Origin of the sequence: Herbaspirillum hiltneri N3, from assembly GCF_001267925.1 — a bacterium.
GTDB lineage: Bacteria > Pseudomonadota > Gammaproteobacteria > Burkholderiales > Burkholderiaceae_D > Herbaspirillum > Herbaspirillum hiltneri.
The window spans coordinates 3,180,174-3,197,774 of sequence record NZ_CP011409.1 but is presented as its reverse complement, the minus strand read 5'-3'; the positions used below and the strand labels follow the sequence as shown (position 1 = coordinate 3,197,774).

General features: G+C 60.2%; 19 protein-coding genes. 14 read left to right on the top strand and 5 right to left on the bottom strand.

The genetic code is table 11. From position 1 onward, the window contains the following. Nucleotides 1-181: 181 nt before the first annotated feature. Entirely contained in the window at nucleotides 182-1,555 is a 1,374-nt protein-coding gene (locus tag F506_RS14550) for a sodium:proton antiporter (RefSeq protein ID WP_053198548.1), read from the top strand. A 17-nt stretch (nucleotides 1,556-1,572) separates the two neighbouring features. Beyond that, complete coding sequence (locus F506_RS14545; RefSeq protein WP_053198546.1) at nucleotides 1,573-2,556, top strand: 2-hydroxyacid dehydrogenase; 984 nt, start codon at nucleotides 1,573-1,575, stop codon at nucleotides 2,554-2,556. Nucleotides 2,557-2,651: 95 nt separating this feature from the next. Here the strand turns inward: F506_RS14545 and F506_RS14540 are convergent, their stop codons facing one another. Both F506_RS14540 and F506_RS14535 read right to left on the bottom strand, forming a co-directional pair. Continuing rightward, complete coding sequence (locus F506_RS14540) at nucleotides 2,652-2,906, bottom strand: acyl-CoA-binding protein (protein ID WP_016835605.1); 255 nt, start codon at nucleotides 2,904-2,906, stop codon at nucleotides 2,652-2,654. Between the two features lie 26 nt (nucleotides 2,907-2,932). Next, on the bottom strand, nucleotides 2,933-3,289 hold the full coding sequence (locus tag F506_RS14535) for an FKBP-type peptidyl-prolyl cis-trans isomerase (protein WP_016835606.1): 357 nt from the start codon (nucleotides 3,287-3,289) through the stop codon (nucleotides 2,933-2,935). A 277-nt stretch (nucleotides 3,290-3,566) separates the two neighbouring features. On the opposite strand from F506_RS14535, the gene F506_RS14530 reads away from it, so the two are divergent. The 5 genes from F506_RS14530 to F506_RS14510 all read left to right on the top strand — a co-directional run bounded on the left by F506_RS14530 (nucleotide 3,567) and on the right by F506_RS14510 (nucleotide 8,146). Next, nucleotides 3,567-4,553: a YVTN family beta-propeller repeat protein gene (locus F506_RS14530; protein ID WP_053198544.1), complete on the top strand. Its 987-nt coding sequence runs from the start codon at nucleotides 3,567-3,569 to the stop codon at nucleotides 4,551-4,553. A 50-nt stretch (nucleotides 4,554-4,603) separates the two neighbouring features. Continuing rightward, nucleotides 4,604-5,398 carry a polysaccharide deacetylase family protein gene (locus F506_RS14525; protein WP_235471160.1) on the top strand — a complete coding sequence of 265 codons (795 nt, stop codon included), beginning with the start codon at nucleotides 4,604-4,606 and terminating at the stop codon, nucleotides 5,396-5,398. A 50-nt stretch (nucleotides 5,399-5,448) separates the two neighbouring features. Next, nucleotides 5,449-6,435, top strand: a complete 987-nt coding sequence (locus tag F506_RS14520) for a sterol desaturase family protein (protein WP_053201651.1) — start codon at nucleotides 5,449-5,451, stop codon at nucleotides 6,433-6,435. Further along, nucleotides 6,435-7,268 carry an EI24 domain-containing protein gene (locus F506_RS14515; RefSeq protein ID WP_053198539.1) on the top strand — a complete coding sequence of 278 codons (834 nt, stop codon included), beginning with the start codon at nucleotides 6,435-6,437 and terminating at the stop codon, nucleotides 7,266-7,268. Before F506_RS14520 ends, F506_RS14515 begins: the two co-directional genes overlap by 1 nt. A 71-nt stretch (nucleotides 7,269-7,339) precedes the next feature. Next, on the top strand, nucleotides 7,340-8,146 hold the full coding sequence (locus F506_RS14510; protein WP_053198537.1) for a competence/damage-inducible protein A: 807 nt from the start codon (nucleotides 7,340-7,342) through the stop codon (nucleotides 8,144-8,146). Nucleotides 8,147-8,482: 336 nt separating this feature from the next. Here the strand turns inward: F506_RS14510 and F506_RS14505 are convergent, their stop codons facing one another. Further along, on the bottom strand, nucleotides 8,483-9,049 hold the full coding sequence (locus tag F506_RS14505; RefSeq protein ID WP_053198535.1) for a phasin family protein: 567 nt from the start codon (nucleotides 9,047-9,049) through the stop codon (nucleotides 8,483-8,485). 267 nt (nucleotides 9,050-9,316) lie between these two features. Here F506_RS14505 and F506_RS14500 point away from each other — a divergent pair, with 267 nt between their 5' ends. Together F506_RS14500 and F506_RS14495 are read left to right on the top strand one after the other, a co-directional pair. Continuing rightward, the gene (locus F506_RS14500) at nucleotides 9,317-10,219 is read left to right on the top strand and encodes a histone deacetylase family protein (RefSeq protein WP_053201649.1); all 903 of its coding nucleotides are present in this window, start codon (nucleotides 9,317-9,319) and stop codon (nucleotides 10,217-10,219) included. A gap of 64 nt (nucleotides 10,220-10,283) precedes the next feature. Further along, the gene (locus F506_RS14495; protein ID WP_053198533.1) at nucleotides 10,284-11,198 is read left to right on the top strand and encodes a DMT family transporter; all 915 of its coding nucleotides are present in this window, start codon (nucleotides 10,284-10,286) and stop codon (nucleotides 11,196-11,198) included. A 6-nt stretch (nucleotides 11,199-11,204) separates the two neighbouring features. On the opposite strand, the gene F506_RS14490 is transcribed toward F506_RS14495, so the two are convergent. Further along, nucleotides 11,205-12,029, bottom strand: a complete 825-nt coding sequence (locus F506_RS14490; RefSeq protein ID WP_053198531.1) for a helix-turn-helix transcriptional regulator — start codon at nucleotides 12,027-12,029, stop codon at nucleotides 11,205-11,207. A gap of 186 nt (nucleotides 12,030-12,215) precedes the next feature. Here F506_RS14490 and F506_RS14485 point away from each other — a divergent pair, with 186 nt between their 5' ends. The 3 genes from F506_RS14485 to pbpG all read left to right on the top strand — a co-directional run bounded on the left by F506_RS14485 (nucleotide 12,216) and on the right by pbpG (nucleotide 14,541). Further along, nucleotides 12,216-12,977: a class I SAM-dependent methyltransferase gene (locus F506_RS14485; RefSeq protein WP_053198529.1), complete on the top strand. Its 762-nt coding sequence runs from the start codon at nucleotides 12,216-12,218 to the stop codon at nucleotides 12,975-12,977. 124 nt (nucleotides 12,978-13,101) lie between these two features. Next, the gene (locus F506_RS23855; protein WP_144424062.1) at nucleotides 13,102-13,266 is read left to right on the top strand and encodes an EamA family transporter; all 165 of its coding nucleotides are present in this window, start codon (nucleotides 13,102-13,104) and stop codon (nucleotides 13,264-13,266) included. A gap of 156 nt (nucleotides 13,267-13,422) precedes the next feature. Next, complete coding sequence (pbpG, locus tag F506_RS14480) at nucleotides 13,423-14,541, top strand: D-alanyl-D-alanine endopeptidase (protein ID WP_053198527.1); 1,119 nt, start codon at nucleotides 13,423-13,425, stop codon at nucleotides 14,539-14,541. A 92-nt stretch (nucleotides 14,542-14,633) separates the two neighbouring features. On the opposite strand, the gene F506_RS14475 is transcribed toward pbpG, so the two are convergent. After that, nucleotides 14,634-15,437, bottom strand: coding sequence for an IclR family transcriptional regulator (locus F506_RS14475; protein WP_053198525.1), 804 nt, complete (start codon nucleotides 15,435-15,437; stop codon nucleotides 14,634-14,636). 443 nt (nucleotides 15,438-15,880) lie between these two features. Between F506_RS14475 and F506_RS14465 the strand changes: the two genes are divergently transcribed. After that, complete coding sequence (locus tag F506_RS14465; protein WP_053201648.1) at nucleotides 15,881-16,894, top strand: sulfate ABC transporter substrate-binding protein; 1,014 nt, start codon at nucleotides 15,881-15,883, stop codon at nucleotides 16,892-16,894. Between the two features lie 81 nt (nucleotides 16,895-16,975). Next, nucleotides 16,976-17,566, top strand: a complete 591-nt coding sequence (ssuE, locus tag F506_RS14460) for an NADPH-dependent FMN reductase (RefSeq protein ID WP_053198521.1) — start codon at nucleotides 16,976-16,978, stop codon at nucleotides 17,564-17,566. The last annotated feature ends 35 nt before the right edge of the window (nucleotides 17,567-17,601 follow it).

Sequence of the window (17,601 nt, the reverse complement as noted above, 5' to 3'; positions counted from 1 at the left end):
CCGATTGAAATTCCGGGTTCGTATCCTTGCCTGAAATCTTTTAATGTGTTCGGATTCCGGCCGTCATGGCCGGTCTTGCTGGTATAGTGTGGCCTCGTTTGTTACGATTTTTTCGTCTTCACAAGGCCACACATTGCGCACAAAACTCCTCACGACATCGGGCTGTCTCGGCCTCGCTTTGATGCTTCCTCAACTGGCTCATGCAGCCGATCTTGACGGCGGCGCCTTGTCTGCGTTGTGGGGTATTCCTTTCATCGGCCTGCTGCTGTCGATTGCGCTGGGGCCGTTGCTGTTCGAGCACTTCTGGCATCACCATTTCGGCAAGATCGCGCTGGCGTGGGGAGCGGCATTCCTGCTGCCGTTTGCGGCGGCCTTCGGTATCCATACGGCCGCCGCCGGCACCGTGCATGCGTTGCTGGCCGAATATATCCCCTTCATCGCTCTGCTGACCGCCTTGTTCGTGGTGGCCGGCGGCATTTGCGTGCGCGGAAATCTGCATGGCACGCCGGCGCTCAATACCGGCCTCCTGGCGCTGGGCACGGTGCTGGCCAGCATCATGGGCACCACCGGCGCATCGATGCTGCTGATTCGTCCGCTGATCCGCGCCAACGACAACCGCAAGCATGCGGTGCACATCGTGGTGTTCTTCATTTTCCTGGTCGCCAATGCTGGCGGCTCGCTGACGCCGCTGGGCGATCCGCCGCTGTTCCTCGGTTTCCTCAAGGGCGTAGACTTTTTCTGGACCATGAAAAACATCTTCCCGGAGACCTTGTTTGTCTGCGTGTCGCTGCTGGCGATCTTTTACCTGCTCGATCGTCACTACTATAAGAACAAGGAAGAAGCCTTGCCGCCGGAGCGCGATCCGACGCCCGACTCCGGTATCAGCTTCGAGGGAAAATTCAATTTCGTGCTGTTGCTGGCGGTGATCGCGCTGGTCCTCATGAGCGGCTTCTGGAAGTCGGGCGTGGCGTTCGACGTGATGGGCACGCCGGTCGAACTGCAGAACCTGCTGCGCGACCTCGCGCTGGTCGCGATCATCGTGATTTCGCTGTGGAGCACGCCGAAATCCGCACGCGCCGGCAATGATTTTTCATGGGGGCCGATTGTCGAAGTGGCCAAGCTGTTCGCCGGCATCTTCATCACCATCATTCCCGTGATCGCGATGCTGCGCGCAGGAGAAGCGGGCGCGTTCGGCGCGGTCGTGCGCGCCGTGACCGGACCGGATGGCCAGCCGGTCGACGCGATGTATTTCTGGATTACCGGGCTGCTGTCGTCCTTCCTCGACAACGCGCCGACGTATCTGGTGTTCTTCAATACCGCGTCGGGGGATGCGCATACGCTGATGACCACGCTGAGCTCGACGCTGGCGGCGATTTCAGCCGGCGCCGTGTTCATGGGCGCCAACAGCTATATCGGCAATGCACCGAACATGATGGTCAAGGCCATCGCTGAAGAGCGCGGCATCAGGATGCCGTCCTTCTTCGGCTACATGGCCTGGTCGCTGGCCATCCTGGTTCCCCTGTTCATCATCATGACCTTCCTGTTTTTTGTTTAACGATAAAAGAGACAAGCATGAAACCAAAGATCTTCGTTGCACGCGCCGTTTTCCCCGAAGTGCTGGAACGCCTGGCGCAGCATTTCGATGTCGAGTCCAATCAGGAAGACCGCATCTTCACGGCCGACGAACTGATTGCCAAGGTGCAGGGCAAGGCCGGTCTGTTCTCGACGCCGAGCGAACCGGTCAGCGCCGCCTTGTTCGCCGCCAATCCGCAATTGAAAGCGGTGTGCAACATGGCGGTCGGCTACAACAACATCGACGTCGCCGCAGCGACCAAGGCCGGGGTGCAAGCCACCAACACGCCTGACGTGCTCAACGAAACCACCGCCGACTTCGGCTGGGCGCTGCTGATGGCGACCGCGCGCCGCGTCACCGAATCGGAACACTGGCTGCGCGCCGGGCATTGGAAAAAGTGGAGCTACGACAGTTTCACCGGACCGGACGTGCATGGTTCGACGCTGGGCATCATCGGCATGGGCCGCATCGGCCAGGCGATCGCGCGGCGTTCGCTGGGCTTCGACATGAACGTGCTGTATCACAACCGCTCGCAACTCGCGCCGGAACTGGAAGCACGCGCCAACAATGCAAAGTATGTCGGCAAGGAAGAACTCCTGCGCACCGCCGATCACGTCATCCTGGTGTTGCCGTATTCGAAAGAATCGCATCACACGATCAAGGCTGCCGACCTGGCCTTGATGAAGCCGCAGGCCACGCTGATCAACCTGGCGCGCGGCGGGATTGTCGACGATGCCGCGCTGATCGCTGCTTTGCGCGACAAGAAGATTGCGGCTGCGGGTCTCGATGTGTTCGAGAACGAGCCGGCCTTCAATCCGGATTTCCTCGGCTTGTCGAACGTCGTGCTGACGCCGCACATTGCAAGCGCCTCGACGCCGACGCGCCTGGCGATGGCCAATTGCGCGGCCGACAACCTGATCGCGGCGCTCTCGGGAAAGACGCCGCCGAACCTGCTCAACCGCGACGTTCAGCCGAAGCCGTAATCGTGCCGGCAGCCGTACGGACATTGTCCTGGAGGCAATAAAAAACCCGCCGAGGCGGGTTTTTTATTTTCCGGATGCCGCCTGCGCGGAAGGGGTCAGCCCTTCAGCTCGGCGATCAGGTCGATGTACTGCTGCTGCGCTTCTTCTTGCGGCAAGCCCTTGAGGGCTTCCCAGGCATCCCATTTGGCGCGGCCGACAAAGTCGGTCATGCCGGGACGATCGCCTTGCACGTCGCCGCTGCTGCCTTGCTTGTACAGGCCGTACATCTTCAGCAAGGTCATGTTGTCGGGACGTTCCGAGAGGTTCTTGGACTCGGCGACGGTCTGTTCAAATTGTTCCTGCAAACTCATGTTTCCTCCTGGGGCCTCAAAACGGCTTAAACAGCCAGCAGTTCGACTTCGAAAATCAGCGTTGCATTCGGTGGAATCACGCCACCGGCGCCGCGTGCGCCATAGCCCAGCGCAGCAGGGATGATCAGCTTGCGGACGCCGCCGACCTTCATGCCCTGGACGCCTTCGTCCCAGCCCTTGATCACATGACCTGCACCCAAAGGGAACGCAAATGGATCGTTGCGGTCTTTACTCGAGTCAAATTTGCTGCCGGCGCTGCCATCCGGGTTTTGCAACCAGCCGGTGTAATGCACGCTGACATGGTTTCCTGCCTTGGCTTCGTCGCCGGCGCCAACCTGGATTTCTTCATATTGCAGTCCAGAGGAGGTAGCGATAGTAGACATTTGGTTCCTTTCAAAGAGTATGTATGTGCCGTGTTTTTAGCCGCGCGTCCGGAAGAAAAAGGCCCTCAAAGGCCCGTCCTCCCTGCGTTTTGCGCATGTATTTCGACATGTCTGTGCTGCGTTGCTGAACGGGTTGGTCGCAGTGTAAACCAAAACACCGGGATCAACATCACTCGTGTCAGCCAAATAGGCATCAGAAGCGTTAGGTACCGTGGGGCGTGCTTTTGTTACGGATTTCATGCACGATAAGATCGCATTTTTTAAAGTAAAGTTCTTCATGCTGCATAGTTTTGCCCGGTTTTCCCGGCTTTCTCTTCTGGCGCTGTGCGCTCTGTCCGCTGTCATCGCTGTGCCGGCATCTGCGAACGTGGTGGTGGTTCTCAATTCCGGCGACGCCACGGTGACTTTGCTGGATCAGTCGACTTACAAGGAAATCAACACCTTCTCGGTCGGCAAGGAGCCGCATCACCTGATGGCGACGCCCGACAACAAGTCGCTCATCGTCGCCAGCGCCACCGGCAACCAACTGATCTTCTTGGACCCGAAGACCGGCGAAGTGCAGCGCCAGCTGCGCGGCATCATCGATCCGTATCAGATCGGCTTCTCCCCCGACCAAAAGTGGTTCATCGCCAACGGCTTGCGCCTGGACCGGGTCGACGTGTATCGCTACGACGGCCATAACCTCGACCTCGCCAAGCGCGTGCGCCTGGCCAAGACGCCCAGCCACATCGCCTTCGACGCCGCCAGCACCACGGCTTTCATCACCCAGCAGGGCAGCAACGAGATCAGCGCCATCGACCTGGCCACCCAGCAAGTCAAATGGACAATGCCGGTCGGCAAGTTGCCTGCCGGCATTTTCATGACGCCGGACAACAAATACCTGCTGGTCGGCATCATGGGCAAGGATTACGTGCAGGTGATCGACTGGCGCACGCAGAAGACCGTCAAGACCATCCGCACCGGCGAAGGCGCGCACAACTTCCGCGCCCACGGTGACAAGCGCTACGTCTATGTCTCCAACCGCGTCTCCAACACCATCAACATCATCGACCTGCAAACACTGGAAAGCGTCGGCGTCATTTCCGTGCCGGGCGGCCCGGACTGCATGGAAGTGACCGAGGACGGCAAGACCATGTGGGTCACGCTGCGCTGGGTCAAGAAGGTTGCCGTGATCGATCTCGCCAGCAAGAAGATCATGAAAATCATCCCGGTCGGTCGTTCGCCGCACGGCATTTACTTCATCAATCGGGCTGCCGACCTCTGATGCGCAGCTTGTCGCAAGCTGGTTCGTCCCGGCTCGGCAGGATCGCCGCCATGAGCGCCATCGCGGCCGTGGCGGCTGCGATCTGGCCGGCGCAGGCGGCGACCGGCGAGAATCCATCGTGCAAGGGCACGATCTATCTCAGCTTCGATACCGGCAGCCAGTCGCAGGCGGAGTTCATCGCCCGGACGCTCAACAAGCATCACATCAAGGCGACGTTCTTCCTCGCCAACGAAAAAACCGTCAACGGCGATTACACGCTTGATCCGGCCTGGGCGCCGTACTGGAAAGCGCGTGTCGCCGAAGGCCATGCGTTCGGCACGCACACCTTCGACCATGTCTACGTGCAGCGCGATTTGCCTGACGGCCGCATTGAAGTGAAGCCGCAATTCGGCGCACACGCCGGCCAGAAACAGGTCTGGAGCCCGGCCCAGTATTGCGGCGAGCTGCAACGCGTGGCTGAGCGTTTCAAGGAACTGACCGGCGCCAGCCTCGATCACCTGTGGCGCGCGCCGGGCGGCAAGCTGACGCCGCAGTTGCTGGCGGCAGGGCGCGCTTGCGGTTATTCTCACGTGGCATGGGCCGAGGCCGGTTTTTCGGGTGACGAGTTGCCCAGCGAGAAATGGCCCAACGCCATGCTGCTGCAACAGTCCTTGCGTAAGCTGAAGGACGGCGACATCGTCATGGCGCATCTGGGCATCTGGTCGCGCAAGGATCCGTGGGCGCCGGCCGTGCTGGAGCCGCTGATTTCAGGACTGGAGCAGAAGGGCTTCTGCTTCGCCACCTTGCGCGAACACCCGGCTTACAAGGCCGCACTCGAGAAGCATCAAACCGCAGTCATCAAATAAGTACTCACCGGCAATCACCAGGCATTCACCAGGCAATCATCATGATGCACATGATCCAGGCATTTTCCGACTTGTTCGCGACCGTCCAGGGATGGCTGTTCGAAACCACCGTCCAGCCGATGGTGTTCAACCTCGGCCTGGGCGAATTCGTCGAAGAAGCCTTCACCGGGACCGAATGGTTCCTGGTCGGCGTGTGCGAGCTGGCGGTGCTGTTCGTCATCCTGCGTCCGCTGGAAGCGTGGATTCCGGTGCACGCCTTCACCGACCGGCGCGCGCGCTGGAACGATTTCATCTATACCGCCCTGCATCGTCTCGGCGCGTTTTCGATCCTGGTATTTTTTCTGCTCGATCCGGCGTTGTCCTATCTCAGCGAACTCCTGCATTGGGAAGGCTGGGGCACCTTCAATCTCGACGACGTCTGGCCCGGCGTGACCGACCAGGCCCTGGTGAGTTTCCTGCTCTACCTGATCGTGCTCGATTTCTGCGACTACTGGTACCACCGCGCGCAACACGGCGTGCGCTGGCTGTGGGCTTTGCACAGCCTGCACCATAGCCAGGAAAACATGAACCTGTGGAGCGACGACCGCAACCACCTGCTCGACGACCTGGTGCGCGACGTCCTGATGGGCGTGGTGGCGCTGGCCATCGGCGTGCAGCCGGGGCAATACATCCTGCTGGTGTCGGCGTCGCGCATGTTGCAAAGCTTGCAACATGCCAATGTGCGCATTCATTTCGGCCGCATCGGCGAGTGGTTGCTGGTGTCGCCGCGCTTTCATCGCCTGCATCACGCGATCGGCATCGGCCATGAGAGCCGCGGCAAGAATTCGCTGGGCGGTCATAACTTCGCGGTCCTGTTCCCGATCTGGGACGTGCTGTTCCGCACCCGCCATGTCGCAGCCGGCTTCGCCATGACCGGCGTGCGGGATCAACTGCCGCCGCCGGCCGGCAAAGGCCGCAACTACGGTCGCGGCTTCTGGGCGCAGCAATGGCTGGGCTTGAAGCGCGTGGTCGAATTTTCCCGCAAGGCGGCGCGCTGATGCGCCTGATGACCGTCTCCTTCGGCCGTGCGCTGCTGTCGCAGCTGCACATCCGCATGCTGCTGCTGACGGTGCTGCCGTTCGTGGTGTCCATCGTTCTCTGGGGCGTGGCGCTGTGGCTGGGCCTGCAGCCGATGATCGACTGGCTGCAGGATTACTTCGTCGGCCACAACGGCTTCGGCGTGGCCGGCTCCATCCTTGGCTGGTTCAACATGGGCGCGCTCAAGACCGTCATCGTGCCGCTGATCGCCATGTGGGCCTTGCTGCCGCTGATGATCCTGACGGCGCTGGTGTTCGTCGGCCTGTGGGCGGTGCCGGCCATCGCCCGCCACGTCGGCGGCCGTCACTATGCTCACCTTGAGCAGCGTCACGGCGGTTCGGTGGCGGGTAGCCTGTGGACCTCGCTATGGTGTTTTGCAGTGTTCGTGTTCGGCTGGATCGTGACGTTGCCGCTGTCGATTTTTCCGCCGCTGGCGTTCGTGATCCATCCCTTGCTGTGGGGCTGGCTGACTTATCGCGTGATGGCTTATGACACGCTGGCCGACTACGCCACGGCGGAGGAGCGCCGCGCCATCCTGCATGCGCATCGCTGGCCGCTGCTGCTGGTCGGCGCCATCGCCGGCACCATGGGCGCCGCGCCGACATTGCTGTGGCTGGGTGGGGCGCTGTCGGTGATTTTCTTTCCGATATTGGCGGCAGGAGCGATCTGGCTGTACGTGCTGGTGTTCGTCTTCACCGGCCTGTGGTTCCAATACTATTGCCTCGAAGCGCTCAGCAGCCTGCGCGCCGCGGCCGGGACTGACACGGTTTCCGTGTCTTCCTCCGCCAACTGACCGGGCGCAGCCGGATTGTCCGGATCAGGGCATAATTCCGGGTTACCACCTGCAGAAGCGAACGGATATTTATGGCTATCGGACTCATCATCATCGGCGACGAAATCCTTTCCGGAAAACGCGTCGACAAACATTTCCCCAAAGTACTTGAACTGCTCTCCGCACGCGGTCTGCAACTGTCCTGGGCGGAGTACGTAGGCGACGATCCCGAACGCATCACCAACACGCTCAGGCGCACCTTCGCCAGCGAAGACATCGTGTTTTGCACCGGCGGCATCGGCGCCACGCCAGACGATCACACGCGCCAGTGCGCAGCGGCGGCGCTGGGTGTCGGACTCGCCCTGCATCCCGACGCCAAGGTCAAAATCCAGGAACGCATCGCCGATACTGCGCGAGAAGCCGGCATCACGCCGGTGTACGACGCGCCGGAAAACCTGCATCGTCTGAAGATGGGCGAGTTTCCGGTCGGCTCCTCGATCATTCCCAATCCGTTCAACAAGATCCCCGGCTTCTTTGTGCCGAACGTCAGCGGCGAGGGCGCGCATTATTTCGCGCCGGGCTTCCCGGTGATGGCGTGGCCGATGTTCGAATGGGTGCTCGATACGCGCTATGCGCATTTGTTCCATCGCGTCGCGCGCGCGGAAAAATCGGTGCTGGTGTTCGAGATGCCGGAGTCGACGCTGACGCCGCTGATGGAAGCCATCGAAGCCGAATTCCCGCTGGTGAAGGTATTCAGCCTGCCGCATGTGGGCGACGACAAGACCCGCCGCCACATCGACCTGGGCGTCAAGGGTGAGCCGTCGCAGGTGGAAGATGCTTTCCGCAAGATGGAAGAAGGCTTGCGCCAGTTGAAGGCAGACTACCAGCACGCCAACTGAACAGGTTCCGGACGAACTGAATCGGAGATGACTGACTCGAAGATGAATCCCGCGGGCAAAAAAATGCCCCGGCTCACCGAGGCATCAGAAACGGTATCTTAGGAGGAAATCAGATACCGAGGAGACAAAGATTGCTCTGAGGCGCTACGGGTAGAACGGGGATACGCCTCATTGCTGAATAACGGGTATTGCACAAGCACTACTTGCAACCACTTGCAGAAAATCTTGCAGCGTTACAACTGTGTCAACAAACCTGTAAAGCAAACCGGGCAGAACAGTCATCATAACGAATATTGTCTGTCCGGGTGTTGTTCAGGTTCGAATTATTCGTTGGGTTTATTTCTTGCTGCCGCGCGTTGTTGCTTTTACGGTCGCTTGCGACAACTGATCGACGGCGCTCGAGACGTTGGCTTCCAGCGCATCGGTCGCCTGCTTGGCGCTCTTGGTGAATTGCTCGTAGCCGGCGTTGAAGTTGCCGATGGTCGTCTTGACAAAGGAAATGGCGTTTTCGGAACCGGCCGGGGCGTTCTTGGAGGCTTCGTCGATCAGCGAAATCACTTTGCGGTTGACTTCAGCCAGTTGCGCTTCGGCGGTCTTGGTCAGTTCGGCTTGCGTGGTCGAGACGATGCCGGCCAGATGGCGGCCGTACGCCAGGCTCTTTTCGACGGTAGGCTGGGCTTGCGCACTCGACAGCGAAAAGAACTCCTGGACATCTTTGGCTGTCAGCAATTTCTGCGTTGCTTCGCGCGTTTCTTCCAGGGACGACTTGGTGGCTTTCAGGTTCAGGTCCACCAGCTTTTCGACGCCCTCGAAGGTCTTGTTGGCGAACTGGGAAAACAGTGCGATTTGCGCTTCGAAGTTCGCTTTGGTTGCGGCGGAGAATTGTTCGGTGAGAGTCGTCATTTTGCGTAGTCCTTTGGTCCGATATCAAGATTGAAGGGAATGGGGCAGGGAAATGCACGCTATTGTTGGACACTCTTTTGTGCGGTGCACAATTCTGATTTTAGGTGAAAACAACGCCATGTCAATAGGGGTGCCGACGATTTTCAAAAAGATTGTGGTCTATTTCCCGCAGACGATACACATACTTCCGAGTCGGTTTTTTTGGGCGTGCCAAGCTGATATTCCAAACTGGTATTTCGCTGTTGAACGCATATTGAAAGTCAGTTGTTGAGAGCTTATTACAGCGACCATTTCGTCTTGCCGCTGCCGGCCGGACATCGTTTTCCGATGATCAAGTATCGTCTCATCCGCGAGGGGGCGGCGCGCGCAGTGGCGGATCTCGAATTCCACGAGGCCCAGGCCGCCAGCGACGGCGTGCTGGCGCTGGCGCATCATCCGCGCTATGTCGATGAGGTCTCGCGCGGCGCATTGCCGGAACAGGTGCAAAAGGACATCGGCTTTCCGTGGTCGCCGGAAATGGTCGAGCGCTCGCGCCGTTCCGCCGGCGCCACCATCGCCGCTTGCCGCAGCGCCATGGAGCAGGGCGTCGCCGTCAATCTGGCCGGCGGCACGCATCACGCCCATGCCGATCGCGGCGCCGGCTTTTGCGTGTTCAACGACGCTGCCGTCGCCGCGCGCCTGATGCAGGCCGAACGGCGCGCCGCACGCGTGGCGATCGTCGACCTTGACGTCCATCAGGGTAACGGCACCGCATCGATTCTGGCCAGCGATGATTCGGTGTTCACCTTGTCGCTGCACGGCGCACGCAACTACCCGTTTGAAAAAGAGCAAGGCGATCTCGATGTCGCCTTGCCCGACGGCGTCGGCGACGCCGACTATCTGGCCGCATTGGAGACCGCGCTGGCGCAACTGATGTCTCGCTTCGATCCGCAACTCATCATCTACCTGGCCGGCGCCGATCCGCACGAAGGCGATCGCCTTGGACGCATGAAGCTGAGCATGGCGGGCCTCGCGGCGCGCGACAGGATGGTGTTCGAGCTGGGCCGTCAGCAAAGAATTCCGATCGCGGTTACGATGGCGGGCGGTTACGGAAAAAACATCGAAGACACCGTCGCCGTCCACATACAAACAATTACGCTTGCCAGTCGATACGCTGCCGACTGGAACTGAGCCTCCGGAGCCAAGACGTTCACCGCACTCCGGCGCAGACTTCCGCAGTGTGTTTTGGATAATTATGACTCGCATCGCCGCCGGCGCCGCCCAGGACCAACGCTCCTGGCATCCCATGCTGCTCAAGCTCGTTCCGCTGGCCTTTGTGCTGATCTGGAGCACCGGTTTCATCGTCGCCAAGTTCGGCCTGCCGTATGCGCCGCCGCTGACCTTCCTGATCCTGCGCTTCGCCGGCGTGCTGATGGTCCTGGTGCCGCTGGTGCTGATCTTGCGCGCGCCGTGGCCGCGAGGACGGCAGGTGGCGCATATTTCCGTGGCCGGCGTGCTGTTGCATGCGGGTTATCTGGCGGGCGTGTGGAGCGCCATCAAGATGGGCATGCCGGCCGGGCTGACCGCGTTGATCGTCGGCATGCAGCCGGTGCTCACCGCATTCGCGGCGCCTTTCGTCGGCGAGCGCGTCAAGGGGCGCCAATGGCTGGGACTGGGCTTGGGGTTGTGCGGCGTCGGGCTGGTCGTGGCCAACAAGATTTCGCTGATCGGCCTGTCGTGGGAGGCGATTTCCCTGTGCCTCGTCGCGCTGGTGGCAATCACCATCGGCACGCTATATCAGAAGCGTTTTTGCCCGCACTTCGACCTGCGCACCGGCACCATCGTGCAGTTCGTGGCGTCATTGCTGGCAGTGCTGCCGTTCGCGATTTTTTTGGAAGGCTTCGATCTGAGTTTGCAGGCGGTCGCGTGGACGCCGCAGTTCATCGGCGCCTTGCTGTGGTCGGTGCTGGCCTTGTCGATCGGGGCCATCTTCCTGCTGTTCGCACTGATCCGGCGTAGCGCGGCCACGGCCGTCACCGGCCTGCTGTACCTGACGCCGCCGACCACCGCCGTGATGGCCTGGCTGATGTTCGGCGAAGTCTTCAGCCTGGTCGGTGTCATCGGCATGGTGGTGGCCGTGATCGGTGTGGCTTTCGTGGTGCGCAAGTAATTCCGCTCAGGCCGGCATCAAAGTGATCAGCTTCAGATCCGGCCGGTTCGCCACGCGGAAATTCACCTGCTGGTAAGTCAGTTCGCCTTGCACCGGATGGCGGAACAGGCGCTTGCCGCCCTCGCGTTCGACCACATCCTGCAGGCTCCAGGTGCGCTTGAACAGCGCACTGCGCGCCGATAATTCTTCCACCATCGCCTTGATTTGCGGGTCGTCCAGGTATTGGCCGCAATCGGCGCGGAATTCCGCGACCAGGCGGCGTGCGCGCTGTTCCCAGTCGGTGATCAGTTCTTGCGAAGCCGCCGTGCAGAACGTGAAAAACAGCAGGTTGTCGTATTCGCTGCCGGCCGTGAGCCAGCCCGTGAACAGCTTGCGCGCCGGTGCGTTGCAGGCCAGCGCATTCCAGTAGCGATCCAGCACGTAGGCCGGCTGGCGGATGCTGCGCACGACCTCGAGGATTTCCGGCGCAATGTTCTCGGTGTGATCGTCCTGATGCACCGGATCCTTTTTTTCCGCCAGTTCAAACAAATAGGTGCGTTTGGCGCGCGGCAGGTGCAGCGCATCGGCGATGCGCGCCAGCGCTTGCGGAGAAATCGAATCGGTGCGGCCCTGTTCTATCCAGGTGTACCAAGTCACGCTGATGCCGCACAGCTGCGCCACTTCTTCGCGCCGCAGTCCCGGCGTACGGCGGCGCGTGCCGCGCGACAGATGGCCAAGCCCGGCCAGCGTCGGCGAGATCTGCTCGCGCTGCGATTTGATGAACTCGCCCAAGGCCTTGCGCTTGATGTCGGGCCTGAGGTTTTTATCCTGTCTGGTGTCGTCTGAGGGCATGGTGGAAAAAGGGCAGGCTGTTGGTATGGGTAATAGTATAAATGGTGAACTTGTACCAGGATACAGAACAACTACACTTGCGTCTCCAGTCACATCAGCCGCTTACAACACGCCGCCGGCAGCGTTGCTGCTTGCCATCGGAATTTTGTCAGCGGCTCTCAACCACATCAACTCAGGGAGCCAGGAATGCGTAGCCACAATGAAGTGATTTCTGAACAATTCGGCACTACCGCCGCCTCGTATCTGACCAGCGCCGTCCATGCGCAGGGGGCGGATCTGCAAGACCTCGCGGCCTATGCCGCAGCTTATCCGCAGGCCCGCGTGCTGGATCTCGGCTGCGGCGGCGGTCACGCCAGTTTCGCGACGGCGCCGGTCGCCGCGCAAGTGGTCGCCTACGACTTGTCGGCGCAGATGCTGGAGGTGGTGCGCGCCGCCGCCGTCGAACGCAAGTTGTCCAATATTGAAGTGCAGCAGGGCAGCGCAGACCGGCTGCCATTCGCCGACGCCTCGTTCGACGTGGTCTGTACCCGCTTCAGCGCGCATCACTGGCGCAATCTGCCGCAAGCCTTGCGGGAAGCCGCGCGTGTGCTGAAGCAGGGCGGCCGCTTTGTGGTCATCGACACCGCAGCGCCGGCCGATGTGCTGGCCGACACCTACGTGCAGGGTATCGAGCTGTTGCGCGACACCTCGCACGTGCGCAACGTCAGCCTGTCCTCGTGGAAAAAACTGATTGCGCAGACCGGCCTGCAGATCGAGTTTTCCAAGAGCTGGAAACTGACGCTGGAGTTTTCCTCCTGGGTCGCACGCATGCGCACCTCGCCGGAACACATCGCCGCCATCAAGTCGCTGTGGCGTGCGGCGCCGGCAGAAGTGCGCACCTACTTCAACGTGGCCGAGGATTACTCCTTCGACATCGATACCGTGCTGGTGGAGGCGATCAAGAAGTGACAGGCAGGCCCGTGTTTCATGAGAGGCACGGGCGTGCCCTGATTGTTTGCATTGACTTTGCCGAGGCTCGTCAACGGGAGCGGGCATACGTTCGTTATACCGCTCAACCAACGCCGTGCGATCAATGTTTTTCAGCAGGGCATCGCAATGCGTTCAACTGGTCCGGGTATTGGCTTCTGTTATCGCGATGGCCTGGATGGGGGAGACGTTACACTGGTATCATGCTGTGGGTTTTATTTTCGTACTGGCGGGTCTGTTTGTAGTAAATCAGAGGTATCGCGACCATTAAAAAAGTCGCACGGGGTTTCCAACAATTAAAAAAGCGCCTTTTTCAAGAAAGTTGTTTAAAAAGTTGCGCTAACTACCTAATTATCTTGCGATTTTCCCTCGGTTTGCTACACTGCCAACAGTTTCTTGTATGTATCAATCAGGGGGAGGTTCACCAATGCTCAAATCTGCGCTAGCTGCCGTCGCTACGGCACTTCTGGTCCTGGTCGGCATATCCTCGGTGCAAGCGCAAACTTCACCTAATTCCAAGAAAACAGTCGTTAAAAAGACCGTAATCAAGAAGAACGTCGTCCATCGTCGTCCAGCTGCCGCGCCTAAGCGCGCCACTCAGGCTTCTCTGGACCGCCGTGAAAAACTGGTCAAGAAGGTCGCCGTCGTCCACGGCAAGCGCCGCGTCGTGTACCAGCGCGTTGCCGCCATGCCGACAGTGCCGGTGGTGCCGCCCGTCATGACCGCCGGCGACATGGCCGGCCTCAACCTGACGCAAGATCCGTTGGCCCTGCGTTCCAACGTCGCTTTGGTGATCGACCAGGCGAGTTCGCAAGTCCTGTTTGAAAAGAATTCCTCCGTCGCCTTGCCGATCGCCTCCGTCACCAAGCTGATGACGTCGCTGGTGGTGGTCGAAGCGCGCCAGAACATGGAAGAAATCCTGACCGTCAGCGATGACGACGTCGATCGCCAGAAGCACAGCAGCTCGCGCCTGCGCGTCGGCGCGCAACTGTCGCGCGACGACATGCTGCACATTGCGCTGATGAGCTCCGAAAATCGTGCCGCATCGGCGCTGGGTCGCAACTATCCGGGCGGCTTGCCGGCTTTCGTCGCGGCGATGAATGCCAAGGCGCGTTCGCTGGGCATGATGGATACGCACTACGTTGATTCGACCGGCCTGTCCAGCAACAACGTCGCCAGCGCGCGCGACCTCGCCAAACTGGTGGTCGCCGCCTATAACTACCCGATCATTCGCCAATACTCGACCGACGCCAAGTACATGGTCGAACCAAGCGGCCACGCCCTGCAATACGCCAGCTCCAACCGCCTGGTCGCCAGCAAGGACTGGGACATCGGCCTGCAAAAGACCGGCTACATCAATGAAGCAGGCCATTGCCTGGTCATGCTGACCAAGATCGAAGGCCGTTCGGTGGTGATGGTGTTCCTTGATTCCAAGGGCAAGCTGTCGCACGTCGGCGATGCCGCACGCATGCGCAAATGGCTGTCCGAGCAGGGTCCGCAAAACCTGACGCGCGTGAACCTGCGCGCACGCGCCGACGAAGGCTGAGCCGGATTCAGTAAATTCCGGATACAAAAAAGGCGAACTTCGGTTCGCCTTTTTTATTGCCCTCTGCCCTATTCGCGGCGTCCGCAAGTTTGCTACGCCACGCCGTCCTGCAGATTCTGCTGGCTTACAAAGCCCAGCGCCGACGAGATCTGCGCCGCCGTCGTGACCAGGTCTTCCACCCAGTCTTCCTGCAGGCGATCAGCCGGCGCCGAAATCGACAGTCCCGCGACCAGCTTGCCGGAGTCGTCGCGGATGCCCGCAGCCATGCAGCGTACACCCAGCTCCAGTTCTTCATTGTCGCGCGCATAGCCGAGCGCCCGCACCATGCTCAGTTCGCGTTCCAGCTTGCTCAGGTCGGTAATCGAATTCTTGTTGTGGCCGGCCAGCCCGGTGCGCGTGGCATACGCGCGCACGGCCTTGGGGTCGTCGATGGAGAGGAACAGCTTACCGGTCGAGGTCAGATGCAGCGGAGCACGGCCGCCGATGGCGCGTACCACCTGCATGCCCGAGCGTTCAGAGAAAGAGCGGTCGATATAGACGATTTCATCGCTCTGGCGCACCGACAGGTTGATGGTCTGATGGGTCTTGCGATGCAGGGCGCGCATGAAGTCGAGCGCGGCTTCGCGTACGCTCAGGCGGCTCTTCACGATGTTGCCGAGTTCCAGCAGGCGCATGCCGAGGCGGTAGGTGCCGGGCTCCGAGCGATCGACGAAACGCTTCACCACCAGATCGTTGAGGATGCGGTGGGCGGTCGACGGATGCAGCTTGGTGGCGGCCGACAATTCCTTCAGGCTGACCGGATCCGGATACATTGCCAGCGCGTCCAGCAGGGACACCATGCGCTCAATGACCTGAATCGATATCGCGCCGGTCTCGTCGTGGGCTTCTTTTTTCATCTCGATGTTTGATGCATTGCAATAGCTTGTTTATACCACATTGTGAAAAGAAGCAGGTGCCACTGTGCCGGAACGAGGCGCTTTCCTGACCCGATGGTAGTTTTACGAGGACCAAAATGAAACGCGTCAGCAGCTCCGGAGCTGCACTTGCATGGTCGCTGACAGTGCTGGCTGCGCCGGCTACGTCATTCCGTCGCAACGGCCGATATTACGATTTCGTAGTCATTCCGGTCCCGTCCATATCTCCAGGCTATATTGCCGCCGGTGATTCCCTTATGCGTATTTGATATGAACAACGCCTGTTCATATTTGGCAGCCTTGTCCTTGCTTATCTGTTTTCTGCATATTGAGAGAAGAAAGTATTCGTTCGTTTTTCCTTGCCGCCTCATTAACCTGTGCTCTCCAGAACAAATCTGAAAACTGAACACAGAGGGATGCAGATCATGTTGAAAAAGCTTATCAAGTCGGTTGCCGTGGCAGCCTTGTTCTCCCAGGTCGTGCCGCTGGCGCACGCGGCGGATATCTCCCTGCTGAACGTCTCCTACGACCCGACCCGCGAACTCTACGCCGACTATAACAAGGCCTTCGCCAAGTACTGGAAAGCCAAGACCGGCGACAACGTGACCATCAAGGCATCCCACGGCGGTTCGGGCAAACAGGGACGCTCCGTCATCGACGGCATCGACGCCGACGTGGTCACGCTGGCGCTGGCTTACGACATCGACGAAATCTCCGAAAAGGCCAAACTGCTGCCGCCCGACTGGCAAAAGCGCCTCGACCACAACAGCTCGCCGTACACCTCGACCATCGTGTTCCTGGTGCGCAAGGGCAATCCGAAGCACATCAAGGATTGGGACGACCTGATCAAGCCGGGCGTGTCCGTGATCACGCCGAATCCGAAGACTTCCGGCGGCGCACGCTGGAACTACCTGGCGGCATGGGCGTACGCGCTGAAGAAGGGCGGCACTGACGCCGCTGCACGCGACTACATCTCGAAGCTGTTCAAGAACGTGCCGGTGCTGGACTCCGGCGCACGCGGCGCCACCATCAGCTTCGTCGAGCGCGGCCTGGGCGACGTCTTGCTGGCATGGGAAAACGAAGCGCTGATTTCGCTCAAGGAATGGGGCCCGGACAAGTTCGACGTCATCACGCCATCGATCTCCATCCTGGCTGAACCGCCGGTCGCACTGGTCGACAAGGTCGCAGATCGCCGCGGCACCCGCAAGGTCGCCGAAGAATACCTCAAGCATCTGTATTCCGACGAAGGCCAGGAAATCATCGCCAAGAACTACTACCGTCCGATCAATCCGAAGATCGCCGCGAAGTACGCATCGCAATATCCCAAGGTCAACCTGATCACCGTCGACAATACGTTCGGCGGCTGGCAGAAGGCCCAGAAGGATCACTTCTCCGACGGCGGCAGCTTCGACCAGTTGTACGTGCCGAACAAGAAGTAAGCCCGTACCCCGGCATCGAACTCCGGAAACCATGCATCATGGCTTCCGGAATCACCACCAGATTCATCTTTTGAGTTGACCATGACGATTCTCTTGCTGGCCGGAAGTCCTTCCGCACCGTCCCGTTCCACCCGCCTGCTGCATCACGTCGGCGAAAAGCTGGCCGCGCTCGGGCACCGTTATTCCAGACTGGACGTACGCGATTTGCCGGGACAAGCGCTGATCCGCGCCGACTTCAATAACCCCGAGATCAAGGCCGCACTGGCCCGCGTCGAAGAGGCCTCGGCCGTGATCGTGGCCACCCCGGTTTACAAGGCGGCCTACAGTGGGGCGCTCAAGGCTTTCCTCGATCTGTTGCCGCAATTCGGCCTGACCGGAAAGCTGGTGTTGCCGCTGGCGACCGGCGGCAGCCAGTCGCACATGCTGGCGCTTGACTACGCATTGCGTCCGGTGCTGTCGTCGCTGGGACCGAAGCATGTCTTGCCGAGCATTTACGCCACCGAAGCACAGGTGATCTGGTCCGAACAGGATGGACTGGTGCTCGACGCCCCCATCGTGGCGCGCGTGCAGGAAGGCGTCGATCAATTGTCGGGCAGTCTGCTGGCCTTGCACAAGGCAGCGCCTGGCGTATTCACCGACGTACCGTTTTCGCAGATCCGATGTAGCGTTTAAACGCAGTTCCGGCTTCGATTCCGATTGATTATCCA